Annotated in this window: 16 protein-coding genes; 7 read left to right on the top strand and 9 right to left on the bottom strand. The window is 37.5% G+C overall.

Annotated features, from left to right (window positions below; all coding sequences use genetic code 11):
* Positions 1 to 14: 14 nt before the first annotated feature.
* Positions 15 to 947: a PorP/SprF family type IX secretion system membrane protein gene (locus tag FJA49_RS03060; protein WP_139998739.1), complete on the top strand. Its 933-nt coding sequence runs from the start codon at positions 15 to 17 to the stop codon at positions 945 to 947.
* A gap of 19 nt (positions 948 to 966) precedes the next feature.
* Entirely contained in the window at positions 967 to 2,838 is a 1,872-nt protein-coding gene (locus FJA49_RS03055; RefSeq protein ID WP_139998737.1) for an OmpA family protein, read from the top strand.
* 998 nt (positions 2,839 to 3,836) lie between these two features.
* Here the strand turns inward: FJA49_RS03055 and FJA49_RS03050 are convergent.
* The 3 genes from FJA49_RS03050 to FJA49_RS03040 are packed head-to-tail and all read right to left on the bottom strand — an operon-like array spanning position 3,837 to position 8,631.
* Positions 3,837 to 5,171, bottom strand: a complete 1,335-nt coding sequence (locus FJA49_RS03050; protein WP_139998735.1) for a DUF5689 domain-containing protein — start codon at positions 5,169 to 5,171, stop codon at positions 3,837 to 3,839.
* A gap of 19 nt (positions 5,172 to 5,190) precedes the next feature.
* Positions 5,191 to 5,796: a choice-of-anchor J domain-containing protein gene (locus FJA49_RS03045; RefSeq protein WP_139998733.1), complete on the bottom strand. Its 606-nt coding sequence runs from the start codon at positions 5,794 to 5,796 to the stop codon at positions 5,191 to 5,193.
* Positions 5,797 to 5,808: 12 nt separating this feature from the next.
* Positions 5,809 to 8,631 (bottom strand): carboxypeptidase-like regulatory domain-containing protein, encoded by a 2,823-nt coding sequence (locus tag FJA49_RS03040; protein ID WP_139998731.1) that lies wholly within the window; start codon positions 8,629 to 8,631, stop codon positions 5,809 to 5,811.
* A 136-nt stretch (positions 8,632 to 8,767) separates the two neighbouring features.
* Between FJA49_RS03040 and FJA49_RS03035 the strand changes: the two genes are divergently transcribed.
* From FJA49_RS03035 to FJA49_RS03015, 5 genes are all read left to right on the top strand, one after another.
* Positions 8,768 to 9,814: an endonuclease/exonuclease/phosphatase family protein gene (locus tag FJA49_RS03035; RefSeq protein ID WP_139998729.1), complete on the top strand. Its 1,047-nt coding sequence runs from the start codon at positions 8,768 to 8,770 to the stop codon at positions 9,812 to 9,814.
* A gap of 64 nt (positions 9,815 to 9,878) precedes the next feature.
* Positions 9,879 to 10,418, top strand: a complete 540-nt coding sequence (locus FJA49_RS03030) for a 3-hydroxyanthranilate 3,4-dioxygenase (protein ID WP_139998727.1) — start codon at positions 9,879 to 9,881, stop codon at positions 10,416 to 10,418.
* A 223-nt stretch (positions 10,419 to 10,641) separates the two neighbouring features.
* Positions 10,642 to 11,568, top strand: a complete 927-nt coding sequence (locus FJA49_RS03025) for a magnesium transporter CorA family protein (RefSeq protein ID WP_139998725.1) — start codon at positions 10,642 to 10,644, stop codon at positions 11,566 to 11,568.
* Between the two features lie 111 nt (positions 11,569 to 11,679).
* Positions 11,680 to 13,233: an L-piperidine-6-carboxylate dehydrogenase gene (amaB, locus tag FJA49_RS03020; protein ID WP_139998723.1), complete on the top strand. Its 1,554-nt coding sequence runs from the start codon at positions 11,680 to 11,682 to the stop codon at positions 13,231 to 13,233.
* Between the two features lie 333 nt (positions 13,234 to 13,566).
* Positions 13,567 to 14,466: a DUF6268 family outer membrane beta-barrel protein gene (locus tag FJA49_RS03015; RefSeq protein WP_139998721.1), complete on the top strand. Its 900-nt coding sequence runs from the start codon at positions 13,567 to 13,569 to the stop codon at positions 14,464 to 14,466.
* Position 14,467: 1 nt separating this feature from the next.
* Here FJA49_RS03015 and FJA49_RS03010 read toward each other — a convergent pair whose 3' ends face one another.
* The 6 genes from FJA49_RS03010 to FJA49_RS02985 form a co-directional block, all read right to left on the bottom strand.
* On the bottom strand, positions 14,468 to 15,214 hold the full coding sequence (locus FJA49_RS03010) for a LytR/AlgR family response regulator transcription factor (RefSeq protein ID WP_394344076.1): 747 nt from the start codon (positions 15,212 to 15,214) through the stop codon (positions 14,468 to 14,470).
* A 1-nt stretch (position 15,215) separates the two neighbouring features.
* Entirely contained in the window at positions 15,216 to 16,259 is a 1,044-nt protein-coding gene (locus tag FJA49_RS03005) for a sensor histidine kinase (RefSeq protein WP_139998717.1), read from the bottom strand.
* Positions 16,260 to 16,416: 157 nt separating this feature from the next.
* On the bottom strand, positions 16,417 to 17,376 hold the full coding sequence (locus tag FJA49_RS03000) for an L-histidine N(alpha)-methyltransferase (RefSeq protein ID WP_139998715.1): 960 nt from the start codon (positions 17,374 to 17,376) through the stop codon (positions 16,417 to 16,419).
* A gap of 6 nt (positions 17,377 to 17,382) precedes the next feature.
* Entirely contained in the window at positions 17,383 to 18,528 is a 1,146-nt protein-coding gene (egtB, locus tag FJA49_RS02995) for an ergothioneine biosynthesis protein EgtB (RefSeq protein ID WP_139998713.1), read from the bottom strand.
* Positions 18,529 to 18,935: 407 nt separating this feature from the next.
* Positions 18,936 to 19,421 (bottom strand): DUF6646 family protein, encoded by a 486-nt coding sequence (locus FJA49_RS02990; RefSeq protein WP_139998711.1) that lies wholly within the window; start codon positions 19,419 to 19,421, stop codon positions 18,936 to 18,938.
* A gap of 51 nt (positions 19,422 to 19,472) precedes the next feature.
* Positions 19,473 to 20,201 carry a metallophosphoesterase family protein gene (locus FJA49_RS02985; protein WP_139998709.1) on the bottom strand — a complete coding sequence of 243 codons (729 nt, stop codon included), beginning with the start codon at positions 20,199 to 20,201 and terminating at the stop codon, positions 19,473 to 19,475.
* Positions 20,202 to 20,269 lie beyond the last annotated feature (68 nt).

The following is a 20,269-nucleotide window of genomic DNA, read 5'->3' as shown; positions in this document are numbered from 1 at the left end:
AAAAAATCAAACCAATGAAAAAAATACTTTTCACCGCACTGATAACACTGTCGGTTTTTGTTGATGTTGAAGCGCAGCAAGACCCGCATTATACGCAGTATATGTATAATATGAACGTGATCAATCCAGCCTATGCGGGTTCAAAAGAAAATCTGTCTTTTGGATTATTGTATAGACAGCAATGGGAAGGAATCGAAGACGCTCCTAGAACGTTTACTTTTTCAGGACACTCTCCTGCCGGAAAGAACGTAGGTTTAGGTTTGTCTGTGATTTCTGACGAAATTGGTCCTGTTAAAGAACAAAATGTTTATGGGGATTTCTCCTATACTTTAAATCTTGGTGGAGAGCATCGTTTGGCCTTAGGTATTAAGGCAGGTGCTACTTTCCAAAAAATAGGTTTGTTTTCAGATATTAACGGAACGTTGCCTGATCCAAGTGATGAAGCATTCTCTGAAGATAGCAACAATACCTATTTCAATATCGGAACAGGATTTTTCTATTACACTAATAATTATTACATCGCTTTGTCGGTTCCAAACATGCTTAAATCAAAGCACTTGAATGTTAGGAGAGATGGACAAGAAAGACACTATGGTGAAGAAACACAGCACTATTTCTTAACGGGAGGTTATGTGTTCCAATTGACAGATAACATCAAATTTAAACCGTTTGCAATGGTTAAGTCAGCTTTTGATGCGCCAGTATCATTTGACGTTTCGACTAACTTTTTATTCAGTGAAAAGTTTGAGATTGGAGCAACTTACAGATTGGATGACTCTTTTGGAGGAATGGTTAACTATGCAATTACTCCAAACCTGAGAATTGGTTATGCTTATGACAGAATCATTTCTGACCTGAAAGTAACTACTCCGGCTTCTCACGAGGTTATATTGTTATTTGATTTGAATTTCCCGAAAAAGGTATCACGTTCACCAAGATATTTCTAACCTAAAAGCGACCTAGACAATGAAAAATTTATATATTACATTAAGTTTTGTGATCGCTAGTATGACACTATCAGCACAAAATAAAGATACCGAAAAGGCTGACAAACTATTCAATAGATTTGAATATGTTGATGCGTCTAACGAATACCTGAAGCTTATTGAAAAAGGTAAGGCTGATAATTATGTATATAAGCAACTGGCCGATAGCTACTATAATGTATTTAATACCAAAGAAGCTATCAAGTGGTATGCTAAGGCAACACAAGAAAAGCAAGATGCCGAAACCTATTACAGATATGCCCAAATGCTAAAAGCAGAAGGAAAGTATGAAGAGTCAAATGCGCAAATGCAGAAATTTGCAAGTATGTCTCCAAACGACCAGAGAGCTGTAGCATTTAAGCAAGATCCAAACTATCTTCCAAAGTTAAAAAGCCAAACGAAGCTGTTTGATGAAAAGTCATTAGATATTAACAGTGACCAGTCTGATTTTGGAGCTGTATTGACAAATGACAACACATTGTACTTTGCCAGTGCAAGAAACAAGTCAAGAAAGACTTACGGATGGAATGAAGAACCATTCTTGGATCTTTACAAATCAACTTACAATGCTAACGGAACATTCAGCGAGCCTGTAACTGTTTCGGAAATCAATACAAAATTCCACGACGGTCCAGCTTCGATTACTGCAGATGGAAACACTATGTATTTTGCCAGTGAAAGTTTTAAAGAAGGTGATTTCGAAAAAGACAAATCGAAAAAACTTAAATTCGGACAAGTATATTTGTTTAAAGCAACTAAAGAAGGTGATAAATGGAGCAATGTAAAAGCGCTTCCATTTAACAGTAAGGAATATTCTGTAAGTAACCCAAGCATCAGCAAAGATGGTAAAACGCTTTACTTCTCTTCTAACATGCCAGGTTCTCTTGGTGGGAATGATATCTGGAAAGTAGCTGTTAATGCTGACGGTGGTTTTGGAACTCCTGAAAATCTTGGATCTAAAGTAAATACGGAAGGAAACGAAAGCTTCCCTTTCATTACTGATGATAACAGATTATTCTTTTCTTCTGACGGAAGAAAAGGTTTTGGAGGCTTGGATGTTTTCGTAATTGATTTCAATAAGAAAACAGATGCGATAAACGTTGGAGCTCCGGTAAACACATCAAAAGATGACTTTGCGTTTACATTTAATACAGCTAAGAATATTGGTTTCTTCTCTAGTAACAGAACAGGTAATGACAATATCTACCAGGCAACTCCAGTTTGTGGTGTAGAAGTAGTTACTATTGTTAAGGATGCTAAAACTGGTGCCATCTTATCAGATGCAAGAGTTGCTATTCTTGATGAAAAGAAAAATGTTATCGAAACAAGAACTACAGCTGCTGACGGGCAAGTGGTTTACAGTGTAGACTGTAATAAAGCTTATACACTTCAGGTGGCAAAAGACGGTTACGAAAGCAATGTATTCCCTGTTGCTAAAACTAACGGTGGAATCGTAAATGTTAATGCTGAATTGCAACCTATTGATGTGATTGTTACACCTACAGAAATTGTCTTAAAAGAGATTTTCTTCGAGTTTAACAAAAGCAACATCACCCAAGAAGGTGCATTTGAGCTAGACAAGCTAGTTCAAGTAATGAAAAATAACGATCAGTTGGTTATCATGGTTAAGAGTCACACCGATAATAGAGGTAGCGATGCTTACAACCTAAACCTGTCTGACCGAAGAGCAAAATCAACTGTTCAGTACGTTATTTCTAAAGGAATCGACAAATCTAGAATTTCTGGAAAAGGCTATGGCGAAAGCGAGCCTAAAGTGGATTGCAAAGAAAACTGTACAGAAGAAGATCACGCTAAAAACAGAAGAAGTGAATTCTTGATTGTTAAGAAGTAATTTTTCTAAAGTGAATATAAAAAAGGGAAGCTGAAAAGCTTCCCTTTTTTTATAGTGGATAGTTGGAAGTGGAAAATTTATAGTTGAAAGTTTATGGTGGATAATTTATAGTTGGAAGTTTATAGTGGATAGTTTATAGTTAGTGGAAAGGGATAAATAGAAATGAATGATTTTGTACCTGCTTTTGTGTGATTAAAAGCTTTTTGGTAATTCTTGACTTGCTGATAGTACTACTTGTTTTGTCTTTATTTCTTTTTTGGATATAAGTTGCGTCGTGAAGGCTGTTTTTAGCCTTCCTGAGAGGCCTTCTCTTGATTTATATGTCAATATCTGAAATTTGTTTTTAAAGAGAATAAGTCAAATAATTAGAGATGTTTTTCTGTGAACGAAATAGGAGAGAAAGAAGGGCATTTGATTATCGAGAACTTTACACCAAAAACATATTCTTCCGAATATGTATAAAATGAATTTTGCATACCTTTTTTTGTTTGGCATTGGATTCACTAAATCTGCTTAATTATTTTTAATCTGTGGCTAATCCTTAAAAACTGTTTTAGGTTCAGATGTGCTTTAATTTCATTGATGCTAGCTTTAAGGCATTTTTGTCAATAAAACAGTTCTGTTTTTTATGTTTGCCTTTAGAGGGCGGACTCTTTTTAATTAATACAATACGGATAAGGCCGTTTATAAGCCTTTTTAGAGGCTTTTTCCTGAATTAGCTAAAGATGTAGCCTCAATTCTTTTTTGGCCGTAAACAGGTCAGGAAATTGACAGATGCCTGGTGAGAATATATTCCGGGAATTTGTAGAAAGCGAACGAGATTGTAAAAGCGAATGAAGCTTCGATTTAATGGGTGTATATTAAACAGATACTATAAGCGCTGGAAATGACCACGATAATGATGAAACGATGCTATAATGGTTTTTCTGAGAAGTCATTATAAATAAAAATCCCCGTTGAGTTATCAACGGGGATTTTTTATTTATGTAACCTTTATCTTAGTTAACTACGATATCGTCGATACCAAAGTTTGTTGTAAGTCTTGGGTTTGAAAGTCCAGAACCAGTATATTCAAAGACGAAGAATCCGTTTCCTGTAACACCTGCAGGAATATTGAATGTTCCAGCGTTTACAAAAGTTTGGCTTGTTCCAATGGTAAAGCTTGAAGTAATATCTACAAGATTTGCATTTCTAATGTCTTGACCAGGAGTGTAATTCGTTGTATAATATACTTTCAGAGGAGCATGTCCTGCTACCGGGAATGAAACTTTATATTTGAAACTCATAGTGCTTGCAGCTGTCATATCAACCGGCATGAAGAACATTGTTTTGTTATCTTCATTTGGTGATCCAAACGATGTCATTTCAAGATATTTTGAAGCTGTCGTTTTGATAGTCCACACTTTAGTTCCAAGAAATGGTTTGTTGAAATAGTTAGGGAAACTAGTTTGGTTAGCAACATAGCTTTCAAAGTTTTCAGTAAAGCTTCCTAAATAGTTGAAGCTTCTTGTACCGCTCAATTGGATATCGCTTTCGTATCTTACGATGAATTGGAAGTCAGAATTGTATTTCGTCATTACACCTCTGATTTTTCCGCTTCCAGAAGGAACTCTGTTTCCTGAAAAAGGAGCGAAGCTACTAAAACGGATAATGTTAGAAGCACTACTTGTAGTTGCAGACGTGATAAAGTGGTTTGTTGCACCACCGCCTGAATCAATATCATAATACTTTCTTCCTACAGAACCATCTGCAAAACGTACATCATTGATTTCGATAAGCGTGTTCAAGTTAGCATTAGTATACGCTTGAGCAAGAGTTACTGTTCTTACCATATCATCCTCATTCACTCTTGTACAAGAAGGGAAGATTGATTGTCTCCAAACGTTTTCAGAGATTCTTCCAATCTGAGTTCCTTGGTATAGAGCACCAATCTGCAAAGAGTTGAAAACATTTGCATAGTACAAACCTTTTAGCTTGATGTAAACTTTAGTTCCAGGCGTAAATCCTTCTGCAAAAGTTGAAGAAACGTTCAAAGCAATACTGAATCCTACTGGAGCTCCTGTTTCAGGAAGCGTTTGCATAGAAATAGTTTTAAAGAAAGTTCCTTTCTCGTCGCTTGAAGTAACATATCCTTCAATGATATCATCGTCTTCATATAGCTTTGGAGTACCCGAAGCCATTGCGATAATCTGCTGAACAGTTTTGGTAGCCGTCAATCCCGGATCAACGCAATCCAAGTTTGGCGTGCCATAGTTGTCATCATTAGCACAACCAGAAATTAATCCGGCAGCAATCATTGAGACAAATATAGATTTAAATATAATAGATTTCATTTTTTTACTTTTAATAGAATTAGTTGTAAACTCTAATATTATCAATTTGATATGTACCGTCAAGTGTCGTACCATTTCCTTTTACTTTGAATGCAATATGAGCAGTTCCTGTAAATCTTGACAAATCAATTACTCCTGATTTAATAAATTGGTAGTAAGTAGCAGAAGTTGTCGGGAAAGTAGCATTCAATGTTTGCCATGTAGCAGCAGTAACATTGGTTCCGTCAAAGTCAGTTGAAATCAATACTTCAATTGTGTTGGCAGCATTGTCAACAAAAGCCTGAGCTGTCTGGAAAACTAATTTTTCACCTTCCTGAGCATCAAGGTTAATACCTGGTGTAATTAACCATGCTATGTTAGAAGTCTGGCCAGATTGATAAGATGTGAATTCTGCATAACCATTACCGCTGTAAACTTGGTTTGTCCAACGAGGAGTACCCGCTTCTGCAAAGTTTAACCATCCTTCTTTTTCAAAAAGTGTATTGTCAGCAGCTCCGGAAAAATCTTCACCAAAAATTAGTGGAGTATATTCAGGAAGTGTAGTATCGTCATCATTTACACAGCTTGACATCATTCCCATCGTAAGAGATGCGAATAATAATGTTGTTATCTTATTCATTTTCATAATACGCAATTATTAGAAGTTGATGTAAAGGTTTACAAAATAAGTTCTTCCGTATCCATAGAAATACTTAGGAGCAAAAGCAGGAGTTCCGCTAGAAACGTCTCTGTTCAACTCTTGGTAGTTAGCATTTCTTGCTTGTTCAAATCCACCCGTTTTGTAAGTCTGGTCAAACACGTTGTTGATACTTGCAAAGAATCCTACAGTCTTACCATCGATTCTCCATGATTTTCCTCCAGTTAAATTTACTAAATAAAAATCATCAAATTTCTCTTGTTTCAACAATTTTCTTGCATTCTCACGGTCAATATCAGAGAATGGGAAATCCATTCCGTAAGGATCTGCAGAGTTTTCGAAGAAATTGTGTGTTCTCAATAACGCAGATACATCTAAATAATTGCTTGCAAGGTAGTTTGCGTTAGCACCAATCCACCAGAAGTGAGGATCTCTATACTCAAGACCAACAGAGTAAGCTTGTTGTGGCATACCTGGAAGACGGTAGTTTTTCAAGTTAGCTTGCCCAAAATTCACTTGTGTGTTTGGAGCACCTACGCTTGCTACAGAACCTTCTTGAACAAGAGCTGCAAGAGCGTCATTGTTGATGCTTACAGTAGGATTGTTGTCATAAGTATACTGTCCGTAAGTACCGGTAGCAGTGAATTTTAATGTTGGTATGATTTGGTATTCGATACCCAATTCAACACCCATATTTTTCTTGTTGATGTTTGTTACTGTTTCAGCAACGAAAGCGTTAGCATCTGATCCGTCTCCTTCAAATACTCCTTCAGCAAAGAAGAATGAAGTTTCAGTAGCATTTTTGATAGTTGAATAGAAACCTGTCAATCTTGCTTTCAATTTAGGAGCTCTGATGATATAACTTGCATCAACACTCATGATGTTTTCGCTGTCGATATCTGGAACGATGATGTTGTTCAAACGTGCATTTGGGAAAGTGTTTCTCAATGAAGGCGCTTTAGTCATGTAGATTGCATTCACATCAAACATCTGTCTTCCTGTCATTTTATATGTAAAACCTCCTTTGAATCCAAAGTTTTCAAAAATGATCTTGTCGCTTTTTCCGAAAGAGTTACTTGCGTAAAGTCCGTTTTTGTATAGACCTTCTCTTTGGTATTGAGAACGAGAGAATGATTGAGCAAGATAGAAATCAAATGTGCTGTAGTTGAATTTAAACTGTGCGAAAGCATCAGCTACATCAGCAAGCAAGTTGTAGTTATAACCATATGTATCTCCCACACCTACTTGTCTGTTTGGATTGTTCAAGTCAGACTGTGCGAAATCTCCAGTATAGAAATTGTCAATATCATTAAAATACTGTCCTCCAAGAAGGTCAAGCATGTTTTGGAAGTTATGCGATTTTAGTTTTCTGTAAGTCGCACCAGCATTAAGGATGATGTTGTCAGAAAGCTGAGTGTTTAAGATAGAGTTTGCAGTCCAAGTCTTATCATCTGTTCTGTCTTCATAAAGTGCATAAACACTGTTTCCTGCAGCAGTTCTACCGTTAGCAGCATACATAGCTCTCCAGTCGATTTGTCTGTTAGTCAAGAAACGAGCTCTTGATGCTTCTAAAACGTTAGCTTCTGAATCACCTACGAAAGTATTTCCATCATACATTGAAGTATAGTAGCTAGGAAGATTTCTGTAGTAAGTAGGATCAGGGTTGTTTACGTTTTGGAAATCAAGACGGCTGTTTCCGATTTTACCAAATTGGTAAGAAACGTTTGTGTTTAAATTCGTCTTGTCAGTAATTTTCCAGTAGTGGCTTAGCATGAAAATAGGCTCTTCAACATCTTTGTCTCTTGAGTTTCTTTTCTCGCCATCTTGCCATCCCCAGTAAGAGTTGTATTTTTCTCCAGCTATTTTATTAACTTCAGCTGTGTTTGGAGAGTTTTTACCTCTGCTGTTTTGAGCATAGATTGATGTAAAGTTCAAGCTGTGCTTATCATTAAATCTTTTTTCGATACTTGCAAAGAAAGAGTTAGCGCTGTAGTCAGTTCCATCAAAGTAACCTTCCTGAGCCCATCTTCTTGAAGCAGAAATTACATAAGCAATTCCGTCTTTGTTCATTCCTGAAGCATGAGTTCCCATCATTCTCCAGCTATAGTTTGTATTGGTTCCAGAGAAAGAGATTCTGGTACCAGGTCTGTAAAATGAAGCCCTTGTATTGATTTCCTGAGTTCCTAAGATACCTCCGAAAGTGTAATCAGATGGAGCAGAACCCATTGTAAATTCCTGGTTTCTAGTAGCATCGTTCAAACCTCCCCAGTTACTCCATTGTGGTCTACCGTCATATACTTTGTTCATGACGATACCGTTAATCATGGTTGTTCCGTATTCATTGTCTAAACCTCTGATTCTGAAACGAGCCTGGCCCCAGTTGAAAGCTGCAGATTGCTGGAAAGCATCTCTTGTTGCCTGTAATAATCCTGAAGTACTTTCAGAACCACTGTTGTCATCACCCAAATCGTTTTCGGTAATGGTAATCAAACTCAATTGTTGTTCAGAAGTAATGTCTTCTGCTAAAACAACAACTCCCAAGTCTAAAGGTTGCCCCTCAACGTCAATAGACAGGATTTGACGAGAATAGCCAGAACTTGAAACTTCAAGAAGATGGCTGCCGTTTGGCGCATTTTCGAAAACAAATATACCGTCTGAATTTGTCAAAGCGGTCAATGTTGTGTTTCGAATTGTAGCTACTACATTTTGCAATGGTTTTTGTGTTTTTGAATCAACAACCTTACCCTTAACTAGAGCGCCTTGTTGAGCAAAAGCAAAAACGACTTGCATTACAAATAAAATGCTAATTACAAGTTTTTTCATAAATAAATTTAATGATTAATCCCTTTTTGTTAGAAATACAATTTCTTAACGGCGGCAAAGTTACATTATTAATTAATATTATTTACTTTTGCTCCCAAGTTTATGTTAAACTTCATATTTAATTAATATTGGATTTATGAGAATTAAAAAATTTATTGCCCTTTTCATTGTATTATCTTCAATAAATGTAGCGCAAGCTCAGGACAAGAAGTTTAAGGTGCAAACTATTGCGTTCTACAACTTTGAGAACTTGTTTGACACGATCAACAATGCAAATGTGAATGATGAGGAGTATACCCCAACAGGTACACAAAATTGGACAGGAGAGAAGTACAAGAAGAAACTGGCAAACCTTAGCAGAGTCCTAAATGAAATAGGAACCAGCGACCAGCAGAAGGAATCTCCAGTAATTATTGGTGGTTCTGAAATCGAAAACCGTGGTGTTCTTGAAGATTTGATAAAGCAGCCGCTTTTGATTAACAAAGATTATGGGATTGTTCATTATGACTCTCCAGACAAAAGGGGAATTGATGTGGCGCTATTGTACCAAAAAAAGCATTTCAAGCCAACGAGCTCAGTTAATGTTCCGTTAATCATTTACGACCAGACAGATAAGACAAAAAGAATTTATACTCGTGACCAATTGTTGGTGACTGGTTTGCTGGATGGTGAAGAAATGCACTTTATCGTAAACCACTGGCCATCACGTTCAGGAGGTGAGCAAAAGTCAAGCCCAAACCGTGAGGCAGCTGGAAGACTGAACAGAAAGATTATCGATTCGTTGTATAATATCAATCCAAACGCAAAAATCATTACAATGGGTGACTTAAATGACGGCCCATATAACAAGAGCGTTAAAGTGGAATTAGGAGCGAAAGCCAAAAAAGAAGAAACCAAAGAAAGAGGCATGTATAATCCAATGGAAGAAATGGCCAACAAAGGAATCGGGACATTGGCATACCGCGATGCTTGGGATTTATTCGACCAGATGATCCTTTCAGAGCCACTAATCAGAAAAGACTATACTTCCTACCGTTTCTGGAAAGCAGGAGTTTACAACAAACCTTTCCTTACGCAAACAACAGGACAATACAAAGGATATCCGCTTAGAAACTCCAACGGACAAGTTGGATTCAGCGATCACTTCCCGGTGTATCTGTATCTGATAAAAGAAGTAAAATAATTTTAAAGGCTAGTTTTTCACTAGCCTTTTTTATTTTTAGTAATTTAGTAGAAATATTAAAGCTATGGCAATTTCAAAACCATTCAATCTCAATCAGTGGATTGAAGAGAACAGGCATCTGCTAAAACCGCCTGTTGGAAATAAAAACATTTATGTAGATTCAGAAGATTATATCGTAATGATAGTAGCCGGACCCAATGCCCGTAAAGACTACCATTATAATGAAACGGAAGAATTATTCTATCAGCTTGAAGGCAGTATAAAAGTAATCATTCAGGAAGACGGCGAACGCAAGGAAATGGAACTCCACGCCGGAGATATGTATCTTCATCCGGCAAAAACGCCTCACTCTCCGGTTCGTTCGGCAGGCTCTATAGGTCTGGTTATCGAAAGAAAAAGAGCAGGAAAAGGTTATACGGATGGACTACTTTGGTTCTGCGACAATTGCAACCATAAATTGTATGATGTTTATTTTGAACTCAACGATATTGAAAAAGACTTCTTGCCGCATTTTCAGCATTTTTACAATTCCAAAACATTAAGGACATGTACAAAATGCGGAACCATTATGGAAGCCGATAAAAGATATACATTAAAGAGATAATTTTTTGTACTCTCAAAAACTATAAACCTTGCCCAATCGGCGAGGTTTTTTTGTAGTGCTAAAAAAAACATAATTCAGATAACAGTTTTACCTTTAATGCCCTACCTTTGCGCCGCATTTAAAATTATCCTTAAAAAATGGACGATTATTATCAGAAGAACATTTTATTAATTTAAGGACAGCATGTCATCCTGCAGGCTGTTCTTAGAAATAGCATTGCATTATGATCACATTCTACAAAAATGACAACGGGCTTATCCCTGCCCAAAACCCAAACGAAAGCTGCTGGATTAATGCGGTTTCTCCAACAGCAGAAGAAATCAAATACCTTCTCGAAGATTTAAAAATTCCCGAAGCTTTTTATAACGATATTGAAGATATTGACGAGCGTCCGCGTCTTGAAACCGAAAACGGCTGGAATCTCATTATCCTAAGAATTCCTTTTAAAAGCAATGACGAAAAGCTTCCGTTTAATACGGCACCATTGGGACTGATTTTTAATGAAGATGTTTTTGTTTCCTTATGCTTTCAGCCCAACGACATGCTTGAAGATTTTGTGTTGTACACACAACGTAAAAAAATAGCAATCGCTTCACATTATGATTTAGTGCTCAAATTACTGTTGTCGTCTAGCGTTTGGTATCAGAAATACCTGAAACACATCAACCAGCGTATTAAATTGGCCGAAAGCAATTTAGAAAAATCAATCAAAAACGAAGAACTTCAGGCACTGCTACAGATTGAAAAATGTTTGGTGTTTTTTATAACATCTTTAAAAGGTAATGACATACTATTCCACAGAATCAAGAATCTAAAAAACCAAAAAACAGATCTTAATCCTGATCTGGTTGAAGACGTGGAAATCGAATTGCGTCAGGCAGAAGAAACGACCAATGTATACAGTAATATCTTGACCGGAATGATGGATGCCTACGCTTCTGTGATTTCGAACAATCTGAACGTTATCATGAAAAGACTGACTTCCATTTCAATTATTCTGATGATCCCTACACTTGTAGCAAGCTTGTATGGAATGAATGTGCCTAATAATCTTCAGGCAAGTCCGCTGGGATTCTGGATTATCCTGCTCATGTCGTTACTGATTTCGGTTCTGGGCGTCTTTATATTTAAGAAGCGAAATCTGTTTTAATTCTTTAAGAAAAGGAAAGGCAATTGCTAAAAAAACATTTTGATTCGCAAAATCCACCTATAAATCATAACTTCGCAAAAAATAATACAATTTACAATCAAAAAGTTATAAATGGCAACAATAGCAAATCAATTTGGAATGACTGAAGCCTTGCAACAATTGGGCTTGGCAGCAATTAACGAAGGAACTTCAACAGGAAACAGCTGGTTTTCAAATGGCGAGATCATTGAAAGCTATTCTCCGGTTGACGGTCAGCTGATCGGAAAAGTAAAAACTACTACTAAAGAAGATTACGAAAGAGTAATGAAAAGCGCAACTGAAGCTTTCAAAACTTTCCGATTAATGCCGGCGCCACAACGTGGAGAAATTGTTCGTCAGTTTGGTCAAAAATTGCGTGAGAAAAAAGATGCACTGGGTAAATTGGTTTCCTATGAAATGGGTAAATCATTACAGGAAGGTCTTGGAGAAGTTCAGGAAATGATCGATATCTGTGACTTCGCTGTAGGATTGTCTCGTCAGTTGCACGGATTGACAATGCACTCTGAGCGTCCAGGACACAGAATGTATGAGCAATACCACTCTTTAGGAGTTGTTGGAATCATTTCTGCGTTCAACTTCCCGGTAGCCGTTTGGTCTTGGAATACAGCTTTGGCTTGGATCGCAGGTGATGTTTGCGTTTGGAAGCCATCTGAAAAAACTCCATTATGCGGTGTTGCTTGTCAAAACATCATCGCAGAAGTCTTGAAAGAAAATAACCTTCCAGAAGGAATTTCTTGCTTGATCAACGGTAACTACAAAGTAGGTGAGTGGATGACTTCTGACGTTCGTGTTCCGTTGGTTTCTGCAACAGGTTCTACAAGAATGGGTAAAATCGTAGCTCAGGCTGTAGCAGGACGTTTAGGAAAATCATTATTAGAATTAGGAGGAAACAATGCTATCATTGTAACTCCGGATGCAGATATCAAAATGACAGTTATCGGAGCTGTTTTTGGGGCTGTAGGAACTGCAGGACAAAGATGTACTTCAACACGTCGTTTAATTATCCACGAAAGTATTTACGATAAAGTAAGAGATGCAATCGTTGCTGCTTACGGACAATTGAAAATAGGAAACCCATTAGATCAAAACAATCACGTTGGACCGCTTATCGATACGCATGCAGTTGAAATGTACAACAAAGCGTTAGAAAAAGTAGTTGCTGAAGGCGGAAAAATTATCGTTGAAGGTGGCGTTCTTTCTGGCGAAGGTTATGAAAGCGGATGTTATGTAAAACCAGCAATTGCTGAAGCAGATAACTCTTTTGAAATCGTACAGCACGAAACATTTGCACCTGTTTTATACCTGTTGAAATATTCCGGAGAAGTTGAAAATGCAATCGACCTTCAAAATGGCGTAGCACAAGGACTATCTTCTGCAATCATGACAAACAATTTGCGTGAAGCAGAAAGATTCCTTTCTGTTGCAGGTTCTGACTGTGGAATTGCTAACGTAAACATCGGAACTTCAGGTGCTGAAATTGGTGGAGCGTTTGGTGGTGAGAAAGAAACTGGAGGTGGACGTGAATCAGGTTCTGACGCTTGGAAAGTATACATGAGAAGACAAACCAATACAATCAACTATACAACCAAATTGCCTTTGGCACAAGGTATTAAGTTCGATTTGTAAGATTTAGATATTCTTTATAAATAATAAAAGTCCCGCTGAAAAGCGGGACTTTTTTGTTTAAAATTAATTGATTATATCAACCTTATGCCTAAAACAAACTCCAATAAGTGTACGTCTTTATTGCTTTGCGGCTCTGCGCCTTTGCGTGAAATAATTGCTCGCAAAGGCGCAGAGCCGCAAAGTTCCTAATAATGGAAATTTGGTATAAACTCCCCGATAATCATTTTACATTTCCGGAAATAAAAACCTTTCGTCAAAACAACCAAGCCATTGGTCAAATGAATTTCCTGATGTATGACTGAACTGCGTACTTCGCACAAAAATAAATTTGACATGAAGAAACAGGTTTTTTATCTGGTACTATTTTTTGCACCAATTATCAGCAAAGCACAAACGGGTATTTCAGGACAAGTCAAGGCGGATTATGTGCCTTTTTCCAATTATGTACGCCCAATAGATAGCGTAAAGACAGATTCCAAAAGCGACTTTAAGAGAGTACAAGCGGCTTTGGAAATACCGCTCTCTCTTAAAATGGTTGATGAGAACAAGCCAAAATTATGGTCGCTGTATGTTCAGGGAAGCTATGCGGCTATGGAAAACAAATATTATGAAGAGAAATTGTTTCCTACAGAATTGCTAAATGCGCAGATAGGAGTAAAACACATCCGGCCAATTGGAGGCAAATGGTCCATGATGGCAACCTTATCCGTTGGTGTTTATACCGATTTGGAACAGATTACTACCGATGATGTTTTGCTACAGGGTGGTGTGCTTTTTATCAAAAATTTCAAGCCTAATTTGGCTTTCGGATTTGGTCCGGTATTGACCAATGCTTTTGGTGTTCCTATGGTATTGCCAGGGATTTATTTCAATTGGGAAACCCAAACTGCCTTGCATTTTAAGATAGCATTTCCTGAAGGTGCCGAAATAGGCTACAGATTTACGCCTAATTTTGACTTAAAAGCAGTCGTAGAATTGGATGGTATGACTGCCGAAGTTTCTCGAGATGGAAAATCAAAACTGTTAGGCTACCAACAAGTAATTGCAGGAATACGTCCTCAGTTTAAATTAGGCGAACATTGGACAGTTGATTTTACAGCTGGCTCTACACTCACACGTTCCTTCCAGACAAATGACAGGAAGCTTAGCGATATTTTTAAGGAAAAAGACATGGCCAATCCAAAGTTTACGACCACGTTTTATGGTGCGGCAGCTTTAAAATGGAAGTTTTAGATTATCGGCTCAGAAGGTTTTTATACACTACCTCTTTCAGGAGCGCTTCCCTGCGTGTTCTTGAAATGGGTAGTTGCTGTCCGTTAATAGAAAGACGCCCGCCGGCTATAGAATCGATATGGTCGATATTTACCAGAAAGGATTTATGAATCCTGAAAAACTTTTCTTTAGGAAGCGTTTCTTCTAACGATATCATAGTCTGATGAATAACCAAAATTTGGTTTTTGAAATGCAACTTTGCATAATTCTGCATTCCTTCGATGTAAAGAATATCAGTCCAGGATATTTTCTGGAAACCTTCACCTTGACGGATATATAAAAAAGGATCAACCGGAACAGGCTGTTTTGCTGAAGCAGTTAATAAAAACAACTGCTGTGCTTTTAAAGAAGCCTGATAAAACCGTTGAAACGTGATGGGTTTTAGCAGATAGTCTACAATTTGAAGGCGATATCCTTCCAAAGCATGTTCAGAATAGGCTGTTGTAAAAATGGCCATAGGAGGACGCTCCAGAGAATCTAAAAATTCCAGACCGGAAAGATAGGGCATATTAATATCCAGAAACAGCAAATCAACCTGCCCGTTTTGGACATATTCTGAGGCTTCGAGTGCAGAAGCGCAGGAACCTACAACTTCCAAAAAATCTACTTTTTCAATAAAATCGATAATGCTATGCCGTGCCAAAGGTTCATCGTCAACAACGAGACACCTGATTATTACTTTTGAAGGCAGTTCCGGATTCATATTCATATCAATTGAGTACTAAAGTAAGAATAATTGTATAGGTATCTTCCGTTTTCTCAATAGACAAATCATAACGGTCTGCATATTGAATATCAAGCCTCTTACGCACATTCTCTAATCCGAGTCCATGATCGTGTGATGATGGTTTATACTGTTCTGTATAGGAATTCTCTATTTTCAGCATTAGATTATGTCCTTCTTGTCTGCACACCAGATTTACATAGCCATTTTCATGAGGAAGCCTTGAAACGTGCTTAAAAGCATTTTCTACCAGCGGCATCAACAGCAATGGTGTAATCTGTAGGCTGCCGTTTTGGATTTCCCATCGGCAATCCACATCCAGTTCATTTCCCCAACGTACCTGCTCAATCCCAACAAGATCTTTTAAATACTTGATTTCAGCATCCAACATCACATATTCTCGATTGGACTGATACAATTGGTAACGGAGAATATCCGAAAATTTGATGAGCAGTTCAGATGCAAGAGGCACATTGCGCTGCATAAGGATATGGATATGGTTAAGCACATTAAACATCAGGTGTGGGTTGATTTGATCCTGCAATATCTTGAGTTGGGCTTCCAAATGATTTTGCTTTAACAGCGCATGCTTTTTCTCCATTATGCCATGTTCCTGATAAAAACGCAGGCCACAGGCCGTACCGTTAATTAATAAAGCAGCCGGAATTGCAGTATAAAAACGGAACCAGAAATGCTCTAAAACCGGCAATTTGGATTGAGGATACATACCTCGTATTTCATAATCTGCAAACAAAACAGATGTCAATGCGAGACATCCCGCCAGTAGAAATACCATAAAAATAAACTGGGCCACAAAAAAGCCCATCTTACCTTTATTCAAAGCTTTAGGTAGCAAAAAATCGCTAAGCGTATGAGCTATAGTAACAGAAAATACTATGAAAAGCAGTGCTTGGTAGACAGCATGCAAGAAACTAAAATTTTGAATCATCTGTGACCAGATGGCAAAGCCTAATGCGCACCAAAAGACACTTATAAATAGCCAATGCTTGTATTGAGAATTTTTTTTCATGTGGAAAGGCAAAGATAATCTTGCTTCGTTAAATTATAGAATATGCAAAGAAGTAAAGATTATTGCTTTTTTTGAAAAATATTTGACCAACGGTACCTACAGATTGACTAATAGCAAATACTATAGCTCATAGGAGAAGAAAAAACGAGTCTGCTTTTTATTTTTCCCACAAACTATCTGTAAAATACTGCTTGCTGTCTAAAAAGTTTTCGACTACTTTAAAATTCAACCGGCTTGCCAATTCTTCAATTTCTGCAAAGCTGTATTTTTTAGAAAGTTCTGTCCAAATGGTTTCGTTTTTTTCGAAAGTAAACGATTTGTTTAGCACCCGGCTATAAAACTGCTGTTTGGTCAGGCTGTACAAATAACTGTTGACTTCGCCGTTTTCAGGGTTGTAATGGCAATAAAAATCAAATTGATCTATAGCAATATTGGCATCCAGCTCCCGATTGATTCGGTGAAGCAGGTTCATGTTAAACGCCTTGGTAATTCCATGCGGATCGTCATACGCATTCTGGATAATCCTCGGGCTTTTCTGTAGGTCGATGCCAAGTAATAATTTGTCTCCTTTTTTCATTCCCGAAGCAAACATTTGAAGCAATCTAAAAGCGTCTCCTTTTTTATAATTACCAATGTTGCCTCCCAGAAATAGAAATAAGTTTGGAGTATCTTCTTTGGCTATATCTTCAAGAACATCAAAATAATCGCCAATCTTAGATTCTGTTTTTAGGTTAGGCAATGCAGCAAGCATGCTTTCTTCCAGAATCAATATGGCTTCCTCTGAAATATCAATTGGCATATAAGTGAAATCAGCATTTTTATTTAAGAAAGTACTGAGCAGCTGTTTTGTTTTTGTACCATCACCAGAACCAAATTCTACGATATTGAAATTTCCATTAAAAGCAATCTTATCCAGAATAGCATCCGATTGCCAGGATAAGATTTCCAATTCACAATTAGTTGGATAATATTCCGGCATTTTCATAATCTGTCGAAAAATTTGACTTCCGCTATCGTCATAAAAATATTTGGAAGACAAATGTTTCTTTTTTGCGGTCAGTCCTTCTAGGACATCTTCTGCAAAAGCGGTATAATGGATTGGTTGTGCAGTGTTCATAAGCAGTTATTTTGCGAGACGAATGCCATTGAATTGCCATCGTTCCTGGGCATGAAAAAAGTTTCTGTATGTTTTTCGGCTATGGTGAGTCGGTGTTGCGCAAGAGGCGCCGCGAAGCACCATCTGGTTAATCATGAATTTGCCGTTGTATTCTCCAATGGCGCCTTCCGGTTTTTTAAAATACGGATACGGCAGATAAGCGCTGTTTGTCCATTCCCAACGTTTTCCCCAATTGAATTTGTCGGATGCGGCTTCCCATTCGAATTCGGTTGGAAGTCGCATTTTTTTCCAAGAGGCAAAAGCAGCGGCTTCATAAAAACTGATATGTGTGAGGATGGCGTCAGGATTTATTTCTTCCAATCCGCTTACAGTATAATGGCGCCATATGCCATCAATTTTATGCCAATACAGCGGAGCTTCGATTTTATTTTCGATAATCCAGGACCAGCCTTCATCCAGCCAATAATCAAAATTTGTATAGCCGCCACCTGAGATAAACTCCAGATATTCGACATTAGTAACCAGCGACTTTGAAATTTCAAAATCATGCAGGTATACCTTATGTCTTCCATGCTCATTGTCAAAAGAAAATCCTTCGCCTTCAAATCCTATTTCATAAATGCCTTCTTCAAGCTTTACAAATCCGGATTCCTCATTTTCCTGTTTTTCCCAATCGATATTTTCATCATATATTGGAAAAATAGGATTGTTGCCAAGAATATATTTGATGTCGGTCAAGAGCAGTTCCTGATGCTGCTGTTCATGATTCAGTCCCAGTTCGATTAAGTCTTTCAATTCTTCCGATTTGAGTTGTAACAGTATTTGCATATGCATATCTACATACGAACGGTATTCAAATACTTCCTGCACACCCGGACGGGTAATGTTTCCTCGATTGGCACGGAAGACGCGTTTTCCCACAAAATTGTAATAGCTGTTGAATAAGAAGCTGAAATCGTCATCAAAGATTTTATAATCCGGCAAATGCTCTTTTAAGATAAACTGTTCAAAAAACCATGTAGTATGCGCCAAATGCCATTTTGGAGGACTGACAAAATCGGCAGGCTGCGGTACAAAATCTTCAGTCTTCAGCGTAGTGCAGAGATGTTCTGTGTGTTTTCTGATGGAATTATAACGATCTGAAAGTGTCATTTTATAGGATAGTTAGTATATCTAATTTACAAAGAATGTTTTACAGCATCTTTTAAACTAACTGATTTTAACCTATTTATAACATTGCTAAAAATTTTTACGCAACTGAAGCAACCTTTTCAAATCTTTTGCGTCTATATAGTAATTGCTATGAAAAAGATTCCCTTGTAGCCGAGTTCAACCCGGATACTATATTTGACAGTAGCTGCAAAAACTATCAATCTTTGCTTCAGGTTTGGTTATGATTACAGCAGCTGCATGTCACGTTATTCCGAAGTGTGACTGTCGCGTTACAACCGGAATAAAAAAGTCCCGATACCACCGGGACTTTTTCTTTTTACGGAATTCAAGAAACAAAAAACCCGATTCCATTGGAATCGGGTTTTGAATATGATAATGTGTGGTGATTACAGATTGAACGAAGCACCAACATGAAAAACAAATTGGTTATTCAGACGATCATAGCCAAATACATCGCTTTTATATTTTGCAATCGGAACACTAAATTCAGTGAATAATCCGAAACCATTCGTGAAGAAATAACGCCCTCCTAAATGAGCACCAAAGTTTCTTAATCCTAAATCCAAACCAGGATAGATATCAAAGTTTTCCGGCAAGCCCATAACATTTCCGATGTTGGCATTAAAACGGGCTTTTAAATCGAAACGGTCTTCAAATTTGGAACCGTCTCCATCAACACCTAATAGATAAGTTGTATATCCACCAATAGACATGTTTTCTCCGATTCCATAATCATAAGTAGCCATGATTCCTGTTGCATGATCCTGAAAGTTGGCTCCGACCTGGAATTTCTTGTCGCCTTTTCCACTAAAAGATTGTGCATTTCCTAAAAAAGCACTCAAAAGCAAAGCGATTGTTATAATTTTCTTCATAAGTAAAAATTTTATGCAAATATATGAGATTTTTGCATTTTTTGAAACAATTTAATTTCGACCACTTTCTTCCGGATATAATTGATAAACCGGATCGCTTTGCCAGAACTCCTTTGTTTTGATATCCAAAATCGTCAAAGGGCCTTTAAATGCGGCGCCTGTGTCTACATTCCAAATGTTCGCCTTATTGACAGGAACGGTTTCTCCAATTCGGGTTACCGGCGTATGGCCTATAAAAATTTCCGAATAAAGATTGAATCTTTTTGGATAATAGGGACTGTCTTTTTCTATAGACTTGTCAAGCGAAAGTGCATTTTCCCATAAAGTACGTTCCCAATAAAACATTTTTGGGAAATACTCATAAGTAACCCCGTTGAGGTTGGTAAATCCGGCATGAATAAACAAGCGATTGTGCTCGTCCAGATGGTAATTCTCTAAAGTCTTTAGGAAATCGATATGAATCTGTTTCTTTTCTGGCGACAACAAATTGTATTTTTCCATAGTCAGACGCCCGCCATGATTGAACCACTGCGGATTGTCTTTTTTAGCTTCAAGCCAGTGCATCAGCAAGTCGTCATGGTTTCCTCTTAGGAAGATGCAATTATGTGTGGTTTTTAGAGCAATTAAAAAATCAATTACTTCAGGCGATTCGCTCCAGCCGTCTACATAATCTCCAAGAAAAATCAGGGTGTCGTTTGTAGTAACGTCGGCTCTTTTGAAGATTTGGTGCAGGGCTTTTAATCCGCCATGTATATCTCCAATAATTAAGGTTCTGTTCATTCTATAAGTATTGCCCTCAAATATCATAAAAAACAATTGATTATATAAAAGAATAATTGACTTTTAGC

The organism is Flavobacterium microcysteis (genome assembly GCF_006385255.1).
Taxonomy (GTDB): domain Bacteria; phylum Bacteroidota; class Bacteroidia; order Flavobacteriales; family Flavobacteriaceae; genus Flavobacterium; species Flavobacterium microcysteis.
The sequence above is the reverse complement of the archived record's forward strand: the minus strand, read 5'-3'. Positions and strand labels throughout refer to the sequence as shown.

Bases quoted from the DNA above. Each gene is read 5' to 3' on its own strand.
- FJA49_RS03000 (WP_139998715.1), bottom strand. From the start codon at position 17,376: ATGAACACTGCACAACCAATCCATTATACCGCTTTTGCAGAAGATGTC.
- FJA49_RS03060 (WP_139998739.1), top strand. From the start codon at position 15: ATGAAAAAAATACTTTTCACCGCACTGATAACACTGTCGGTTTTTGTT.
- FJA49_RS03045 (WP_139998733.1), bottom strand. From the start codon at position 5,796: ATGAAAATGAATAAGATAACAACATTATTATTCGCATCTCTTACGATG.
- FJA49_RS03030 (WP_139998727.1), top strand. From the start codon at position 9,879: ATGGCAATTTCAAAACCATTCAATCTCAATCAGTGGATTGAAGAGAAC.
- FJA49_RS03040 (WP_139998731.1), bottom strand. From the start codon at position 8,631: ATGAAAAAACTTGTAATTAGCATTTTATTTGTAATGCAAGTCGTTTTT.
- egtB (WP_139998713.1), bottom strand. From the start codon at position 18,528: ATGACACTTTCAGATCGTTATAATTCCATCAGAAAACACACAGAACAT.
- FJA49_RS03015 (WP_139998721.1), top strand. From the start codon at position 13,567: ATGAAGAAACAGGTTTTTTATCTGGTACTATTTTTTGCACCAATTATC.
- FJA49_RS02985 (WP_139998709.1), bottom strand. From the start codon at position 20,201: ATGAACAGAACCTTAATTATTGGAGATATACATGGCGGATTAAAAGCC.
- FJA49_RS02990 (WP_139998711.1), bottom strand. From the start codon at position 19,421: ATGAAGAAAATTATAACAATCGCTTTGCTTTTGAGTGCTTTTTTAGGA.
- amaB (WP_139998723.1), top strand. From the start codon at position 11,680: ATGGCAACAATAGCAAATCAATTTGGAATGACTGAAGCCTTGCAACAA.
- FJA49_RS03035 (WP_139998729.1), top strand. From the start codon at position 8,768: ATGAGAATTAAAAAATTTATTGCCCTTTTCATTGTATTATCTTCAATA.
- FJA49_RS03010 (WP_394344076.1), bottom strand. From the start codon at position 15,214: ATGAATATGAATCCGGAACTGCCTTCAAAAGTAATAATCAGGTGTCTC.
- FJA49_RS03025 (WP_139998725.1), top strand. From the start codon at position 10,642: ATGATCACATTCTACAAAAATGACAACGGGCTTATCCCTGCCCAAAAC.
- FJA49_RS03005 (WP_139998717.1), bottom strand. From the start codon at position 16,259: ATGAAAAAAAATTCTCAATACAAGCATTGGCTATTTATAAGTGTCTTT.
- FJA49_RS03055 (WP_139998737.1), top strand. From the start codon at position 967: ATGAAAAATTTATATATTACATTAAGTTTTGTGATCGCTAGTATGACA.
- FJA49_RS03050 (WP_139998735.1), bottom strand. From the start codon at position 5,171: ATGAAATCTATTATATTTAAATCTATATTTGTCTCAATGATTGCTGCC.